The sequence below is a fragment of the Duganella sp. 1411 genome (assembly GCF_017833525.1).
Lineage (GTDB): Bacteria > Pseudomonadota > Gammaproteobacteria > Burkholderiales > Burkholderiaceae_D > Rugamonas.
Genome location: NZ_JAFICD010000001.1, coordinates 77,001 through 92,249, shown reverse-complemented (window position 1 = coordinate 92,249; position 15,249 = coordinate 77,001). Strand labels below are relative to the sequence as shown.

The 15,249-nt window shown below is 65.5% G+C and carries 12 protein-coding genes; 3 read left to right on the top strand and 9 right to left on the bottom strand.

All coding sequences use genetic code 11. The features are described from left to right. Positions 1-158: 158 nt before the first annotated feature. The 4 genes from JOD97_RS00355 to JOD97_RS00340 all read right to left on the bottom strand — a co-directional run bounded on the left by JOD97_RS00355 (position 159) and on the right by JOD97_RS00340 (position 3,414). The gene (locus JOD97_RS00355) at positions 159-362 is read right to left on the bottom strand and encodes a cold-shock protein (protein ID WP_008448165.1); all 204 of its coding nucleotides are present in this window, start codon (positions 360-362) and stop codon (positions 159-161) included. 289 nt (positions 363-651) lie between these two features. After that, entirely contained in the window at positions 652-1,014 is a 363-nt protein-coding gene (locus JOD97_RS00350) for an Hpt domain-containing protein (RefSeq protein WP_209712665.1), read from the bottom strand. A 6-nt stretch (positions 1,015-1,020) separates the two neighbouring features. Beyond that, entirely contained in the window at positions 1,021-1,671 is a 651-nt protein-coding gene (upp, locus tag JOD97_RS00345; RefSeq protein ID WP_209712664.1) for a uracil phosphoribosyltransferase, read from the bottom strand. A 36-nt stretch (positions 1,672-1,707) separates the two neighbouring features. Continuing rightward, positions 1,708-3,414: an isovaleryl-CoA dehydrogenase gene (locus JOD97_RS00340; protein WP_373999761.1), complete on the bottom strand. Its 1,707-nt coding sequence runs from the start codon at positions 3,412-3,414 to the stop codon at positions 1,708-1,710. Between the two features lie 382 nt (positions 3,415-3,796). Here JOD97_RS00340 and JOD97_RS00335 point away from each other — a divergent pair, with 382 nt between their 5' ends. Beyond that, on the top strand, positions 3,797-5,470 hold the full coding sequence (locus tag JOD97_RS00335) for a bifunctional diguanylate cyclase/phosphodiesterase (protein ID WP_209712663.1): 1,674 nt from the start codon (positions 3,797-3,799) through the stop codon (positions 5,468-5,470). Then, positions 5,467-6,963 carry an HDOD domain-containing protein gene (locus tag JOD97_RS00330; protein WP_209712662.1) on the top strand — a complete coding sequence of 499 codons (1,497 nt, stop codon included), beginning with the start codon at positions 5,467-5,469 and terminating at the stop codon, positions 6,961-6,963. The genes JOD97_RS00335 and JOD97_RS00330 overlap by 4 nt, the downstream gene beginning before the upstream one ends. A 145-nt stretch (positions 6,964-7,108) precedes the next feature. Here the strand turns inward: JOD97_RS00330 and JOD97_RS00325 are convergent, their stop codons facing one another. Together JOD97_RS00325 and aroC are read right to left on the bottom strand one after the other, a co-directional pair. After that, positions 7,109-8,305: an MFS transporter gene (locus JOD97_RS00325; RefSeq protein WP_373999760.1), complete on the bottom strand. Its 1,197-nt coding sequence runs from the start codon at positions 8,303-8,305 to the stop codon at positions 7,109-7,111. 3 nt (positions 8,306-8,308) lie between these two features. Beyond that, a complete protein-coding gene (aroC, locus tag JOD97_RS00320; RefSeq protein WP_209712661.1) occupies positions 8,309-9,406 on the bottom strand; it encodes a chorismate synthase in 1,098 nt (365 codons plus the stop codon). A 308-nt stretch (positions 9,407-9,714) separates the two neighbouring features. Here aroC and JOD97_RS00315 point away from each other — a divergent pair, with 308 nt between their 5' ends. Further along, positions 9,715-11,982 (top strand): EAL domain-containing protein, encoded by a 2,268-nt coding sequence (locus tag JOD97_RS00315; RefSeq protein WP_209712660.1) that lies wholly within the window; start codon positions 9,715-9,717, stop codon positions 11,980-11,982. A 185-nt stretch (positions 11,983-12,167) separates the two neighbouring features. On the opposite strand, the gene JOD97_RS00310 is transcribed toward JOD97_RS00315, so the two are convergent. The 3 genes from JOD97_RS00310 to JOD97_RS00300 form a co-directional block, all read right to left on the bottom strand. Continuing rightward, complete coding sequence (locus JOD97_RS00310) at positions 12,168-12,626, bottom strand: CBS domain-containing protein (protein WP_209712659.1); 459 nt, start codon at positions 12,624-12,626, stop codon at positions 12,168-12,170. 115 nt (positions 12,627-12,741) lie between these two features. Next, positions 12,742-13,869, bottom strand: coding sequence for an HAF repeat-containing protein (locus JOD97_RS00305; protein ID WP_229264124.1), 1,128 nt, complete (start codon positions 13,867-13,869; stop codon positions 12,742-12,744). A 62-nt stretch (positions 13,870-13,931) separates the two neighbouring features. Next, complete coding sequence (locus JOD97_RS00300; RefSeq protein WP_373999759.1) at positions 13,932-15,239, bottom strand: YihY family inner membrane protein; 1,308 nt, start codon at positions 15,237-15,239, stop codon at positions 13,932-13,934. Positions 15,240-15,249: the final 10 nt, after the last annotated feature.

Genomic DNA, 15,249 nt, shown 5'->3' with positions numbered 1-15,249 from the left:
CGGCTCCTGGCCGATTACGGCGTTCCGCCTAATCCGCCCTACGTGGCCACTCTCCTCACGCGCCGCACGAGATAGTCTAGCGGTTCGATTCACAAAAACGCGGACGAAAAAAAATCCTCGGATACCGAGGATTTCTTTATTTCGTTTGATTCAGCGTATTACAGAGGCTGAATGTTCGAAGCTTGCTTGCCCTTAGGACCAGCAGTCACTTCAAAAGAAACACGTTGGTTCTCTTGCAGCGACTTGAAGCCTGCGGACTGAATCGCCGAGAAGTGAGCGAACAGATCTTCGCCGCCTTCGTCAGGGGTGATAAAGCCGAAGCCCTTCGAATCATTGAACCATTTTACGATACCAGTTGCCATTACAATTCCTATTTCAGTTAAGTTGGGCTTGCGCCCGTGATATCGTTTGAGGCAAGAAAGAAATGACAGACTAACTGCACTACTCTTGAATCTAAACGATCCCGCATTATACCCATTTACAAGAGAAAAGCACGTGTTCACGAAAATAAATGCAAACCGTCGCTTTTTTTGGTAGAAAAACCGAAAACTTCGGGCCTTCCACCGGCACTTCGCTCTCTTGTGCGTGGTGTGTAACTGTCACTATAGACAACTAAATGATAACTGGTTTGATTTACATCAAGCGCACGTCTCAATCGTAAATCGTTGCGTGAGGGTCACACGCGGCCCAGCGCAGGTATTTCTCCACCTCGGGCACCACGGCGTCCCAGCCGGTGCCGGTGGCCATCACCTCGCGCAGCGTGTGCTCGATGCGCCGCGCCTCGCGGCCCAGGGTGGCGAAGCCGAAGGTCGCGGCCGATCCGGCCACGCCATGCAGCAGCTCGTGGAGCTGGCGCAGCGTCGCCTCCGCCGGCGGCGCACCCGCCTCGGCCTCCGTCTGGCAGGCGGCCAGCGCAGCGGCGATCTTTTCCATCGTCACCGGCACGGTCACGGCGAACTTTTCGTTCAGCGCCGCCAGGCGCGCGCGGAAATCGGGATCGACAGGGGTCGCCATGGCCGCTTATTTGGTGCCGAAGATGCGGTCGCCCGCGTCGCCCAGGCCCGGGATGATGTAGGCGTGTTCGTTCAGGTGCGAGTCGAGCGAGGCGCAATAGATCTTCACGCCCGGATGGGACTTCTGGAACACCGCGATGCCTTCCGGCGCCGCCACCAGCGCCAGGAAGATGATCTGCTCATCGGTCACGCCGCGCGACTTCAGCACGTCGACCGCGTGCACCGCCGAATTGCCGGTGGCGACCATCGGATCGCACAGGATGAAGGTACGCTCGACCAGATCCGGCAGGCGCACCAGATACTCGACCGGCTGGTGGGTGTCCGGGTCGCGGAACACGCCGATGTGGCCCACGCGCGCCGACGGCACCAGATTCAATAAGCCATCGCTCATGCCGATGCCGGCGCGCAGGATCGGCACGATCGCCAGTTTTTTACCGGCGATGACGGGCGCGTCGATCGTCATCAACGGCGTTTCGATGGTGCGCGTGGTCAGCGGCAGGTCGCGGGTGATCTCGTAACCCATCAGCAGCGTGATTTCCTTGAGCAGTTCGCGGAAGGTACGGGTCGACGTATCCTTCTCGCGCATGTGACTCAGTTTGTGTTGGATCAGCGGGTGGTCGGTGATGAACAGATTGGGAAAGCGCGGGTCTTGTTTCATTGTTTGCTCTTTTTAGACGGTTATGCCGTCATTATACTAGGGCAGCACCAGAGCCCGTCCAAGAATCGCGGCGCAATCCACGCCCGCCGGCAGGCGTCCGAACGCCCCGCCGGGCTCGCGCGCCAGCCGCGAGGCGACGAACGCCGACGACACGTACAACGGCGCGTGGCGCAGCAGCAGGCCGGCCTGCACCGCCAGCACGACGCGTTCGGCCAGCAGGCGCGCGCCGAATTCGTCGGCCACCGGCTGGCTCACATCGGCCAGCAGCGCCTGCGTGTAGCGCACGTAGTCGCCGTGGCCTGCGCCCTCCCCGTCCCCGGCCAGCTCCAGTTCCGCCGCCAGCGCCTCGCGCGCGGCCGGGGTTTTGCCGAACGCCCGCAGCAGATCGAGGCACATCACGTTGCCGGAACCCTCCCAGATCGAATTGACCGGCAGCTCGCGGTACAGGCGCGCCAGCGGGCCGTCCTCCACATAGCCGCTGCCGCCGACGACCTCCATCGCCTCGGCGCCGAAGGCCGGGCCGCGCTTGCAGATCCAGTATTTGCCGGCCGGCGTCAGGATGCGCGCCAACAGCTGCTGCGCCGGGTCGCCGCCCTGGTCGAAGCAACGCGCCAGCCGCATGGAAAACGCGGTGGCCGCCTCCGATTCGAGCGCCAGGTCGGCCAGCACGTTTTGCATCAGCGGCTGCTCGGACAGCGGCTTGCCGAACGCCGAGCGCCCGCGCGCGTGGTGCAGCGCGTGCGTCAGCGCGGCCCGCATCGCGCCGGCGCTACCGAGCACGCAATCGAGCCGCGTGTGGCTGCCCATCTCCAGGATCGTCGGAATGCCGCGTCCCGCCTTGCCGACCAGCCAACCGTAGGCGCCGGTGAACTCGACCTCGGACGAGGCGTTGGAGCGGTTGCCCACTTTGTCCTTCAAGCGCTGCACGCGGATCCGATTGCGGCCGCCGTCCGGTAAATAGCGCGGCAGGAAAAAACAGGACAAGCCGTCGCCGGTCTGCGCCAGGATCAGGTGGGCGTCGCTTTGCGGCGCCGAGAAGAACCATTTGTGGCCGACGATGCGATACACATCCACGCCCTCGTCGCCGAACATCGCCCGCGCTTGCTCCGGCGGCACCGGCTCGGCGCGGGTGGTGTTGGCGCGCACGTCGGAGCCGCCCTGCTTTTCCGTCATGCCCATGCCGATGATGGCGCCGCGCTTTTGCTCCACCGGCAGCGAGCGCGGATCGTATTCCATCGACAGTATCCTGGGCAGCCATTTGGCGGCGATGGCCGGCGCCTGGCGCAGCGCCGGCACCGACGCGTAGGTCATCGTCACCGGGCATTGCGAACCGTTCTCCACCTGGCCGAACATCAGGTATTTGGCGGCCCGCGCCACCTGCGCGCCCTCGCCGCCCAGCCATGGGGAGGCGTGGGCGCCGTTCTCGATCAGCAGCTTCATCAGGCTATGCCAGGCGGGGTGGAACTCCACCTCGTCGATGCGGTTGCCGGCGCGGTCAAAGTTGTGCAGCGTCGGCGGATACTGGTTGGCCAGGCGCGCCAGCTCCAGCGTCCCGGCGCGGCCCAGTTGCTCGCCCAGCGCCCGCAGCGCCTCGGCCTGCGCGCCGCCGCCCTCGCGCCGCACGGCCTCGACCAACGCCGGATCGGCCGTGAATAAATTGAAATTCTCCAGCGGCGCCACGGTGTTGCGCACCTGATGGGTATCGAAAGGGTTGTCCAGAAAAGGATCGATGGCGGTGTTCACGGCAAGATCTCCTCGCGTGCGATATTGGGGTCGATTTGACAATTCAGACTAGCGCAAACCACGCTGCCGGGCAAGCGCTCGCCCGGCCTCCAGGAAGGCATTATCCGGCCCGCCGGCAGGCCTTTCTTCGCTCTGACAGCACATCTTTAGAGGTTTCTCAATAGAAATGAGTAAAACTCGAAGGAATGTTGCCGTTTTTCATGTAAATCCGAACTCATCAATGATACATTTCGTTCTGGTTTTGCTAGACAAATGCATCCCAATTGTTACATGAATAACTTGAAAGCGTAGAACCGCGATGCACCCCACCCATCCATCACAGCCTGCGCGCGATGCGCGCCACGAGTCGGATCACCTCGCGGATCACCTCGCGGACCACCTCATGGAGGAGGCTGGCGATGTCGTTTTCCGCCTCGACCGGCACGGTGACATCATCTTCGCCAGCCGGCGCGCGACCGCGTTGCTGGCGCGCCCGACCGCGCTGGCCGGCGGCACGCTGGCCACGCTGGTATGCGAAGCCGACCAGGCGCCGCTGGCGGCCGCGCTGGCGGACGCCGCCGAGTCGGGCACCGCGCGCCTGATCGAGGTGCGCGTCAAGACGCCCGACGCCGAGGTCTGGCACGAACTGCGCATCTCCCGCTACGTCGACCCGCAAGACGTCGCCGGGCTGCTGGTGGTCGGGCGCGACATGACGATCCAGCACGCCACCGAGGAACGGCTGCGCCACATGGCCACCCACGACGCGCTCACCGAACTGCCCAACCGCCTGCTGCTGTCGGACCGCATGCGCATGGTGATCGCCAACGCGCGCCGCTCGGGCCAGGGCTTCGCGGTGGCCACCATCGGCCTCGATGGCTTCAAGAAGGTCAACGACGGCCTGGGCCACCCGACCGGCGACGCGCTGTTGCGCGTGGCCGCCGCCCGCCTGCGCAAGACGCTGCGCGACAGCGACACCCTGGCCCGCGTCGGCGGCGACGAATTCGTCGCCGTGCTGCCGGGCACCGCCACCGAAGCGCAGATCAAACTGGTCACCGGCCGCCTGATCGCCACGCTGCAGTCGCCGTTCGAAATCGACCACCACACCATCTACATCGGCGCCTCGGTCGGCGTGGCCGTCTATCCGACCCACGCCGAGGACGAGGTGCGGCTGGTGGCGCTGGCCGACGCCGCCATGTCGCGCGCCAAGGAGACCGGCAAGGCGCGCTGCGTGGTCTACAGCCCGTCCGAGGCCGGCCCGCCGGCGCACGACATCTCGCTCGAGGCGGCGATGTTCCAGGCGGTGCGCGAAGGCGAGTTCCTGCTCTACTACCAGCCGATCGTCGACACCAAAACGCGCGAGATCCAGGGCTTCGAGACGCTGATGCGCTGGAAGCACCCGACCCTGGGCATGGTGCCGCCGGCCCGCTTCATCCCGATCGCCGAGACCAACGGCTTGATCAACCTGCTCGGCGCCTGGGCCCTCAAGGCCGCTTGCGTGCAGCTCAAGCAGTTCGAGGAGGTGGCGAAACGCCCGCTCTACATCTCTGTTAATATTAGCCCACGGCAATTCCGTAATGATAAGTTTCTTGACGTGCTCGACGACGCCATCGCGTTCTCGGGCCTACTGGGTGGGCAATTGGTGTTGGAAATTACAGAAGGCACATTGATGATCGATCCGGTCCACGCCGAATCGATCCTGTCCAAAATGGCGGAGCGCAACGCCCGCATCGCGATTGACGATTTCGGCACCGGCTATTCGTCGCTGGCCTACCTCAAGCGCTTTCCCATCTCGGTGCTCAAGATCGACCGCGCCTTCATCCGCGACCTGCCCGACTCGCAAAAGGACGGCGCCATCTGCAACGCCGTGCTCGACCTGGCCAAGCACCTGGACTTGTCGGTGGTGGCCGAGGGCGTCGAAACCGAGGAGCAGCTGCACTTCCTTGAACAGCGCGGCTGCCAGTACATCCAGGGCTACCTGACCGGCAAGCCGATGCCGGCCAACGTCGCGCTGGCCGCGCTCAAGGAAAGCATCCACGTCAAGGTGGTGCCGGCCGACCTGCGGCAGGTGTCGCAATGACCGGCGGCTTCAAAGCCGGCACGCCGCTGGGCGACCAAACGCTGGCCCAGTTGTGGGACTGCACGCGCCGCCAGGGCGACATGCCCGGCTTCGCCAAGGCCATCACCGCCATCCTGAGCGCCATGCGCGGCGAGGACGACCAGGAATTCAACATGACCCGCACCGTGCTGTCGGACCCGGTGCTCACGCAAAAGGTGCTGCGGCTGGCCAACAGCGGCATGTACTCGGCCTTCGGCCAGCACGTTTCCACCGTCTCGAAGGCGGTGCTGGTGCTGGGCACCGAGACCATCGGCCATCTCGCGCTCGGCCTCAAACTGATCGAGGAGCTGGCCACGACCTCCAGCGACGCCACCATCGCCCACATCGAAATGGAAAAGGCGGTGCTGGCGGGGATCGTCGCCCAGCAGATCGCCTACACCGCCGAAAGCCCGCATGGCGAGGCGGCCGTGGTGTGTTCGATGCTGCACACGCTGGGCCGCATGATGATGACGTTCTATATGCCGGAGCGCTGGACCGACTTGCAGCGCCTGGCCGAGCAGGACGGCCGCGGCGTCGACGACGTCGCCCCCGAGGTGCTGGGGCTGAGCATGGAGGAGATCGGCCACGCCGCCGCCCTGCACTGGGGCCTGCCGGCCAGTTTGATCAAGGGCATGCGCAAGCTGGCGCCGACCGCGGAAGGCGCGGAGGTCAGCGCGTCGGACTGGATCGCCGGCCTGTCGACGATGTCGGCCATGTGCGCCGAATCGCTGTGGCACGACGACCCGGCCGGCGACGACGCCGTCGCGCGGCTGACCGAAAGCTATGCGGCCATGCTGGGCGTGGCGCCGGCCAATCTGATGCACGCCATCGAGCAGGCCAAGGTGGTGGCGGCCAACGATTTGACCATCGCCCCGCTGTCGCGTCCCGCCGAACGGCGCGCCAAGGCGCTGGCCAAGACGCGCCAGCGCGCGGCCGGCAACAAGATCCTGCTCAGCGGCCTGGCCGACATGCGCGACATGCTCGACACGGCCAGCCCGGGCCAGATGGTGCAGATCGCGCTCGAGACGGTGTACAAGGGGTTGGATTTCTCGCGCGCGGTGGCGTTTGTGCGCAACCGCAAGGAAGGCCACTACGCGGCCAAGATCTCCTTCGGCGAAGGGACCAGGAATTTGCTGGCGGCGATGACCTTCGACGACGCCTACGAACCCAATGTGTTCCACGCCGCGCTCAATAGCGACCGCGTGATCTTCATCGAAAACGCGCGCGACGCCAAGTTCGCCGCCAAGCTGCCGCTGTGGTGGAAAAGCTCGCTGGCCGAGGCGCGCAGCTTCGTCATCCTGCCGCTGTCGGCCAATGGCCAGCCGGCCGGCTTCCTGTACGGCGACTGGGACGAGTCGTTCCCGCCGATACAACTGAGCCAGACCGAGTTCTCGCTGCTCAACGACCTGCGCACGCTGGTGGTGCGCGCGGTGGAACGGCGCCACGCGCAGGAAGTGGTCGGCGGCCGGGTGTGATCCGCGCCGGCGGAGAAACCGGGGAGACAAACCGGGGACACACGTCGGGGAGACACGTCGGGGAGACACGTAGGGCGGATTAGCGAAGCGTAATCGGCCATGCATGCGCCGCCGACGGCTCGAAGATGGCCGATTACGGCTTCGCCTAATCCGCCCTACGTGTCTCCGCGCAAGACCAAGCCGTATCGCGCGTTCGCTGCCACCTGAACGACAGCACCGCCGCCAGCGCCGACGCCAGCGACATCACCGCCGCCACGTAATACACCGACGCCGGCCCCGCCCTCTGCCACCACTGCGCCAGAAACAGCCCGCCCAGCGAGCCGCCGATGCCATACGAGATGCTCATATACAGCGCCTGCCCGCGCGCCTGCAACGGCCCCGAAAACCAGCGCTGCAGCGTCATCACCGACGACGAATGATGCAGCGCGAACGTGGCCGCATGCAGCAGCTGCGCCACGATCAGCAGCCAAAGCAGATCCGACCCCGCTCCGATCATCACAAAGCGCGCCACCGCCACGCCCAGCGCCAGATACATCATGCGCATCGCGCCCCAGCGCTTCAGCAACGACGACTGGAAATAAAACAACAGCACCTCGGCCGTCACGCCCAGCGACCACATGGCGCCGATCACCGTCTTGCTGTAGCCATGCCGCTCGAGATACAGCGAATAAAACGTGTACAGCGACGTATGCGCCGCCACCATCAGCGCCGTCGACGTGAAAAACGCCAGCACCTCGCGCCGGCGCAACAACGTCATCAGCGGCAGCGGCGCCTCCTTGTGCTCCCGCCGCGGCACGTCGCGCAGGCGGAAGGCGGCGGCGATGGTCAGCACCAGCAGCGCGGCGGCCACCCACGGCAAGGTGGCGATGCCGTAGTGCTCCAGCGCGTACGACGCCAACGTCACGGCGACGATGAAGCCGATCGAGCCCCACATCCGGATGCGGCCATAGAAGGTCAGGTCGCCGCGCATCTCCGACAGCATCAGCGCCTCGCAGATCGGCGCCTGGCCGCTGGTGAACAGATTCAACAGGATCATCGCCAGCATGAAGTGGGCGAAGCCGGCGCCGAACAGGAAGCCGGAGAACGCCGCCAGCGCGGCGAAGCCGGCCAGCCGCAGCACCAGCACGCGCCGGTCGTAATGGTCGGCGACGTAGCCCCAGACGTTGGGGCCGACGATGCGCAGCACCTGGATCATCGACATGAGCACGCCGATCTGGGCCACGCTCATGCCTTTGTTGGCGAAAAACAACGTCGCGTAGGTGCTCCAGGTGCCCGCGTGCGCGTAATAGCAGAACAGGAATAAGGCGAAGCCCAGTGCCTGCGCCGGATACAGCGCCGGCACCGCTTACAGCGTGATGTCGGGGGTGGACACCTTGACGTCGCCGCACTGGGCGCGGTGCATCAGCGCGTGGTCGATCAGCACCAGGGCCAGCATGGCCTCGGCGATCGGCGTGGCGCGGATACCGACGCACGGGTCGTGGCGGCCGAACGTCTCGACCACCACCGGCTTGCCGTCCTTGTCGATCGAGTCGCGCGGCGAGCGAATGGACGAGGTCGGCTTGATGGCGATCGACACCGTGATGTCCTGCCCCGTCGAAATGCCGCCCAGCACGCCGCCGGCGTTGTTGCCGATGAAGCCTTGCGGCGTCAGCGAGTCGCCGTGCTCGGTGCCCTTTTGCACCACCGACTGGAAGCCGGCGCCGATCTCCACGCCCTTGACGGCGTTGATGCCCATCATCGCGTAGGCGATGTCGGCGTCGAGCTTGTCGTAGATCGGCTGGCCCAGGCCCACCGGCACGTTGCGCGCGATGACGTCGATGCGCGCGCCGATCGAGTCGCCGGCCTTGCGCAGCTCGTCCATCGCCGTCTCCATGCGGGCGATCAGGTCGGCGTCGCCGCTGGCGGCGAAGAACGGGTTGTCGTGCACGTGCGACCAGTCCTGGAACGGCACCGGAATGTCGCCCAGCTGGCTCATGCAGCCGAGGAACTCGGTGCCGTATTGCTGTTTCAACCATTTTTTAGCCACCGCCGCCGCGCCCACCACCGGCGCCGTCAGGCGCGCCGACGAGCGGCCGCCGCCGCGCGGATCGCGCACGCCGTATTTATGCCAGTAGGTGTAGTCGGCGTGGCCGGGACGGAAGCTGTCGACGATGTTGCCGTAATCCTTGCTGCGCTGGTCCTCGTTGCGGATCAGCAGCGCGATCGGGGTGCCGGTCGTCACGCCCTGGTAGACGCCGGACAGGATCTCGACCGTGTCGGGCTCCTTGCGCTGGGTGACGTGGCGCGACGTGCCCGGCTTGCGACGGTCCAGTTCCGGCTGGATATCCGCTTCCGACAGGGGCAAACCCGGTGGGCAACCATCGATCACGCAGCCAATCGCCGGACCGTGCGACTCACCAAAAGTAGTTACAGAAAACAATTTGCCAAATGTATTGCCGGACATAGGAAGAGAATCTTCGGAAAAAGGTGGAAAGTTCCTCATTCTACCAGCCAGCCGCCCCCAGCGGCCGGCGGCGATAATAATTTCCACAGCGCAAGTATTGCTGGGTAAAATGGCATCAACCATGACAAGTATGTGGCAAATAAGCATGGGATGAGCGGCCGATGCGTGGCATGTAAGTCACAGGCAACACGCTAGTTGCACACGGGTACGCAACGTTACGTCCAAAGCCCGGGGAAATCCGCGTTCTTTTTGACAATCCGCTATATACTTGATTACAAGAACACCGAGCAATCCTGGAGAAGCTACACATGCCCCCACCGATCACGCCACTTGAGCCCGCAGCGGCCAAGGATGATCAAGACGATCTGGTATTCTTAGAAGAGCATCCGGCGACCCCCGAGACCCCCGGCGCGCGCAATGTATGGCGCGTCATGATCGTCGACGACGACGAGGACGTCCATTCGACCACCACCTTCGCGCTCGGCAACCTCGACATGCAGCAGCGGCCGCTCGAATTCGTGCACGCGTATTCGGCCAGCCAGGCGCGCGAGCTGCTCGCCAGCGAGCCGGAGATCGCCGTCATCCTGCTCGACGTGGTCATGGAACAGGACGACGCCGGCCTGCACCTGGTGCGCTACATCCGCGAAACGCTCAAACTGACCGACGTGCGCATCATCCTGCGCACCGGCCAGCCCGGCTACGCGCCCGAGATCGACGCCATCCGCGACTTCGACATCAACGACTACAAGACCAAGTCCGAGCTGACCCGCATCAAGCTGTTCACGACGGTGACGTCGGCCGTGCGCTCGTACGACCAGATCCGCAAGATCAACGACAGCCGGCGCGGCCTCAACCAGATCGTCCAGGCCAGCACCGAGCTGATGACCCTGCACGGCGTGAAGAACTTCGCCGACGGCGTGCTGGCGCAGATCGGCGCGCTGCTGTGCCAGGAGACCAGCGGCGTGCTGTGCGTGCAGGAATGCCGCGACGAAAGCGTCCACGAGCTGGTGGTCGTGGCCACGTCGGGCCGCTACGCCGACCTCGAGCACACCGTCCTGACCGCCGCGCGCGAGCCGCGCGTGCACGAGGCGATGGAGCTGGCGCTGCGCGAGCGGCGCAACATCTACCGTCCGGACTCGCTGACCCTGTATTTCGCCGGCAAGGCCAGCCGCGACTCGGTCGCCTTCATCGAGGTCTGCCGCGAGCCGACCGAAATCAACGAGCGGCTGCTGGACGTCTTCTGCGGCAACGTCGCCGTCGGCCTCGACAATGTCGAGCTGGTCTCGCACCTGCACAACGCCGCCTTCTACGACCAGCTGTCCAAGCTGCCCAACCGCACCCGCCTGGTCGAGATCCTCGACGCCACCATCGCCGGCCCGGCGCGCGAGCAATCGACGCTGTCGCTGGTCGACCTGGATCACTTCGCCGAGACCAACGACGCGCTGGGCCACCAGTTCGGCGACATGCTGCTGATCGCCGTGGCCGGCCGGCTGCAATCGGAGCTGGGCGGCCAGTTGACGGTGGCGCGCATCGGCGGCGACATCTTCTGCCTGGTGGGCGACTCGTCGCAGGTCAACCCGGGCAAGATCCTGGCGCTGTTCCAGCGCGCCTTCAGCATCGACGGCCAGGACGTGCAACTGTCGGCGACCCTGGGGCTGGTGCGCCTGGCCGAGCACGAAGGCAGCGGCGCCGACGCCCTCAAGGACGCCGACATCGCCCTCAAGCGCGCCAAATCGCAGCAGCGCGCCGGCCACTTCTACTTCTCGCGCAGCATGGGCGTCGAGATCCGCGAGCGGGTGCGCATGATGCACGCGCTGCGCACCGCCTTCGGCCAGAACCAGCTGTTCGTGGTCTACCAGCCGCAGATCGACCTGGCCACGCGGCGGCCGGTGGGCGCCGAGGCGCTGCTGCGCTGGCAGACGCCGGACGGCAAGTTCATCTCGCCGGACCGCTTCATCCCGATCGCCGAGTATTCGGGCCTGATCATCGACCTGGGCGAATGGGTCATGCGCACCGCCTGCCGCGAGCTGGTCGACCTGCGCAAGGCCGGGCACCACGACTTCATGATGTCGATCAACGTCTCGCAGGTGCAGTTCCGCCACCCGCACTTCCTCGACATGCTGCGCCGGGCGCTCGAGGACACGCAGGCGCCGCCGCAATACATCGAGCTCGAGATCACCGAATCGATGGCGATGGAGGAGCCGGACATGCTGATCAAGATGCTGGGGCAGATCAAGCAGACGGGGGTGAGCATCGCCATCGACGATTTCGGCACCGGCTTCTCGTCGCTGTCGTACCTGCAGCGGCTGCAGATCGACCGCTTGAAGATCGACCGCGCCTTCGTCACCGAGATCACCGGCTCGGCGCGCGGCAGCAGCATCGCCGAGATGGTGATCCAGCTGGGGCGCAACCTGGGCCTGTCGGTGATCGCCGAAGGGGTCGAGGACGAGCGCCAGGCGCAGATCCTGCAGGCGCTGGGCTGCCCGCTGGCGCAGGGCTTCCTGTTCGCGCGGCCGATGACGGCCGCCGCCCTCGACGACTGGCTCAGCAACGACGCCCTCGAAGGTGCCGCCTGAAACTCCGGGCTCAAAACTCCAGGGTCAGGTCCACCAATTCTACACGTGCTCATCCGTCTAACGGCGCATGAGGGGCGTAGCGCCGGGTTCGTGTAGAAATGGTGGACCTGACCCCGGATTGACGAATGAAAAAACGCCATGGACGCAGGCCCATGGCGTTTTTTTTGTTGCCGCTTGCGCGGCGCTTAGTCCGGATGCTGGTCCGCCGTCTCGGCCGGCCAGTCGCGGATATACGCCTTGAGCATGCGGTTCTCGAAGCTTTGCGCCTCCAGCACCGCGCGCGCGACGTCGTAGAACGAGATCACGCCGAGGATGGTCTTGGCGTTCATCACCGGCAGATAGCGCGCGTGCTTTTCCAGCATGATGCGGCGCACCTCGTTGACCTCGGTGTCCGGCGTGACGGTGATCGGGTGGTCGTCCATGTGCTTGCGCACCGTGCCGGCGCCGACCGTGCCGGCGTTGTCGTGCAGCGCCCGCAGCACTTCGCGGAACGTCAGCATGCCCACCAGATCGCCGAACTCCATGACGACCAGCGAGCCGATGTCCTTCTCGGCCATCGTGTTGGCGGCGTCCGCCAATGGCTGGTCAGGCGAGATGGTATAAAGAATGCTACCTTTTACCTGAAGAATTTCGGAGACTTTCATTTTGGCCGTCCTGTCGCTGAGATATAGGCAGTGTGAATGGGGGTTGTAGTTGTTCTAGCCTTATAGCGAATGTAGCCTATGCCCGGCAAAAAATCCAGCGCTGCGGATAAGCAAATCACAACATTCTTGCCGGTTTGTGTCCCAGCGGCGATTCGACCCGCAGCGCGATGCCGCGATAGCGGCGCCGGTACAGAACAATGCCGAAGGCCGCCGTGATCACCACCGCGCCCAGCGTCACCAGATCCTGGCCGCCGCGCGTGGTCACCGCCGGCTGGCTGGAACGCATCGTCGCCGCCTCGAAGCGCTTGGCGACGTACTTGGCGCCGATCACCAGCTCCTCGGCGTTGATGCTGTTGACCAGGTACAGGCCGTAGCCGCCCGGGTGCACGGTCATCTTGCCGTCGCGGTAGACGAAGGCGCGCCGTTCGTCGCCGATGCGCACGCTGCCCACCACGTGGCCGGCGGCGTTGACGGCGGTGGCGAAACTGCTGCCGTAGCCGATCAGCGCACCCAGGTCGACCATCTTATGGCCGTCATGCATGAAGGCGTGCCACCTGCGGTCGGCCGTCTCCGACGCGCCCACCACGATGCCGTTGTCGCTGATCGCGGTGGCGCTGCTGGAGCGCCCGCCCAGGGTGCCCAGGTTGGTCATGCCGGCGCCGGGCCGGTACAGGAAGGCGCGCCGGTAGCCGTCGCTGAGCGCGGCCGTGCCGACGATGTCGCCGTGGCGGTTGATGCCGGCCGCGTAGCTGATCTTACCGCCCAGCGTGCCCAGATCGACCAGCGGGCCGTCGCCGTCGGTGGCGAAGGCGCGGAAGTAGCCGTCGCTGGTGTCGGCGTAACCCACCGCCTGGCCGGCGCGGTTGATGCCCATGCCGTAGCTGCTGCCGCCGCCCAGGGTGCCGAGGTCGCGCATGGGCAGGCCGGCGCGGCGCACGAACGCGCGCCAGCGGCCGTCGCTGTTCTGCGCCGTGCCGACCACGTCGCCGCCGGCGTTGATGCCCCGGGTGTAGGCGTCGCTGCCGCCCAGCGTGCCCAGTTCGATCAGGCGCTTATCCCACAGCACCGCGCGCTGGCGGCCGCTCTCCTCCTCGATGATGCCGGCCACCTGGCCGGCGCCGTTGATGTCGACCGCGATGCTGGCCTCGCCGGCGCGCTCGCCCAGGCCGGGCGGATGTAAATGCTGCGCCGACGCCATCGCCGCGCATCCGAACAAAACCGCCGCCGCCGACATTTTCAACATGACGCGCCTCCCGTTTTTTGGAATATTATCTATATAGCATTCCAAAAATGAAAGCTCAAGCACTATCGACAGTCGAGCGGTCCGAAATGCTCGGCCAGCGTCTTGCCCAGCCCCGCCTCGACGGCGTTTTCGACCTCGCGCGCCAACGTCGCCGCCTCGCGCGCCGCCTGCAAATCGCGCTCGTCGTCGCCGTCGGCCACCACGCCGGCGTTGACCGCCATGCCGCCGAAGACGAACAGGCGGTAGACTTCGGCCAGGGTCAGCTTCTCCACGTTGGCCAGCAATACCCAATGATCGGCACCGTCGCTGACGCGCTTGCCCCATTGGACCCGCGGCGGCGCCTCCACCTTGACCCGCCCCACCCAGCCCTCGGCCATCATTTTTTCCAGCAGATTGTCCATCTCGTCGAAGCCCAGGCGCGTGCGCAGGCGGATCGCGCCGGCGCCCACCAGGGCGGTGTCGCCGCATTTGCAGGCCACGTACAGCACCTTGATGATCGCCATGGCGTCGACGAATTCTCCGCCCGGCTGCGCCTCGTGCCACCAGCGCTCGTACTTCACCACCGGCAGCGCGGCCACCAGCAGCGCCCCGATCAGCGTGATCACCCACGACACGTAGACCCACAGCAGGAACAGCGGCAGCGCCGCCAGCGCGCCATAGATCTTCGAATAGGTCGGGAACTGGGTGATGAAAATGGCGAAGCCGCGCTTGGCCAGTTCGAACGCCAGGCCGGCCACCAGGCCGCCCCAGGCCGCGTCCTGCCAGTCGACGTCGCGGTTCGGCACCGCCAGATACAGCAACGTGAAGCCGGCCGTGGTCAGCGCCAGCGACGCCGTCGTGTAGATGATGGCGCCCACCACCGGCACCCGGCCGAACAAATCGACGGTGGCCATGAACACCTGCGACGACAGCGTCAGCGACACGCCGATCAGCAATGGCCCCAGCGTGATGATGGCCCAGTAGACCAGGATGCGGCGCGTCCAGCTGCGCTCCCCGCGCACGCGCCAGATGCGGTTGAACACGCGCTCGATCAGGTTCATCATCGCGATCGACGTGAAAATCAGCGCCACCGCGCCCACCGCCGACAGCCGCGTGGCCTTGGAGGCGAACATCGTCAGGTAATTGAGGATGGTGCTCGATATCGACTTCGGCATCACGCTCTGGACGAAATACGCCTCCAGCGAGGTACGGAAGGTGTTAAACAGCGGGAAGGTGGTGAAGATCGCCAGCGCGATGGTCAGCAGCGGCACCAGCGCGAACACGGTGGTGAAAGTGAGGCTGCCGGCTACCTGCGGCAGGCTTTCCTCGCGCAGGCGGCGGTGGGCGAACAGCACCAGGTCGCGCACCTCCGGCCAGGACAAGGAGCGCATGGTCTCGATG

What these genes read in the sequence shown, in the direction of transcription:
- JOD97_RS00305 (WP_229264124.1), bottom strand. Translation starts at nt 13,869, where the DNA reads ATGTTGAAAATGTCGGCGGCGGCGGTTTTGTTCGGATGCGCGGCGATG.
- JOD97_RS00330 (WP_209712662.1), top strand. Translation starts at nt 5,467, where the DNA reads ATGACCGGCGGCTTCAAAGCCGGCACGCCGCTGGGCGACCAAACGCTG.
- JOD97_RS00300 (WP_373999759.1), bottom strand. Translation starts at nt 15,239, where the DNA reads ATGCGCTCCTTGTCCTGGCCGGAGGTGCGCGACCTGGTGCTGTTCGCC.
- upp (WP_209712664.1), bottom strand. Translation starts at nt 1,671, where the DNA reads ATGAAACAAGACCCGCGCTTTCCCAATCTGTTCATCACCGACCACCCG.
- JOD97_RS00335 (WP_209712663.1), top strand. Translation starts at nt 3,797, where the DNA reads ATGGAGGAGGCTGGCGATGTCGTTTTCCGCCTCGACCGGCACGGTGAC.
- JOD97_RS00310 (WP_209712659.1), bottom strand. Translation starts at nt 12,626, where the DNA reads ATGAAAGTCTCCGAAATTCTTCAGGTAAAAGGTAGCATTCTTTATACC.
- JOD97_RS00355 (WP_008448165.1), bottom strand. Translation starts at nt 362, where the DNA reads ATGGCAACTGGTATCGTAAAATGGTTCAATGATTCGAAGGGCTTCGGC.
- JOD97_RS00350 (WP_209712665.1), bottom strand. Translation starts at nt 1,014, where the DNA reads ATGGCGACCCCTGTCGATCCCGATTTCCGCGCGCGCCTGGCGGCGCTG.
- aroC (WP_209712661.1), bottom strand. Translation starts at nt 9,406, where the DNA reads ATGTCCGGCAATACATTTGGCAAATTGTTTTCTGTAACTACTTTTGGT.
- JOD97_RS00315 (WP_209712660.1), top strand. Translation starts at nt 9,715, where the DNA reads ATGCCCCCACCGATCACGCCACTTGAGCCCGCAGCGGCCAAGGATGAT.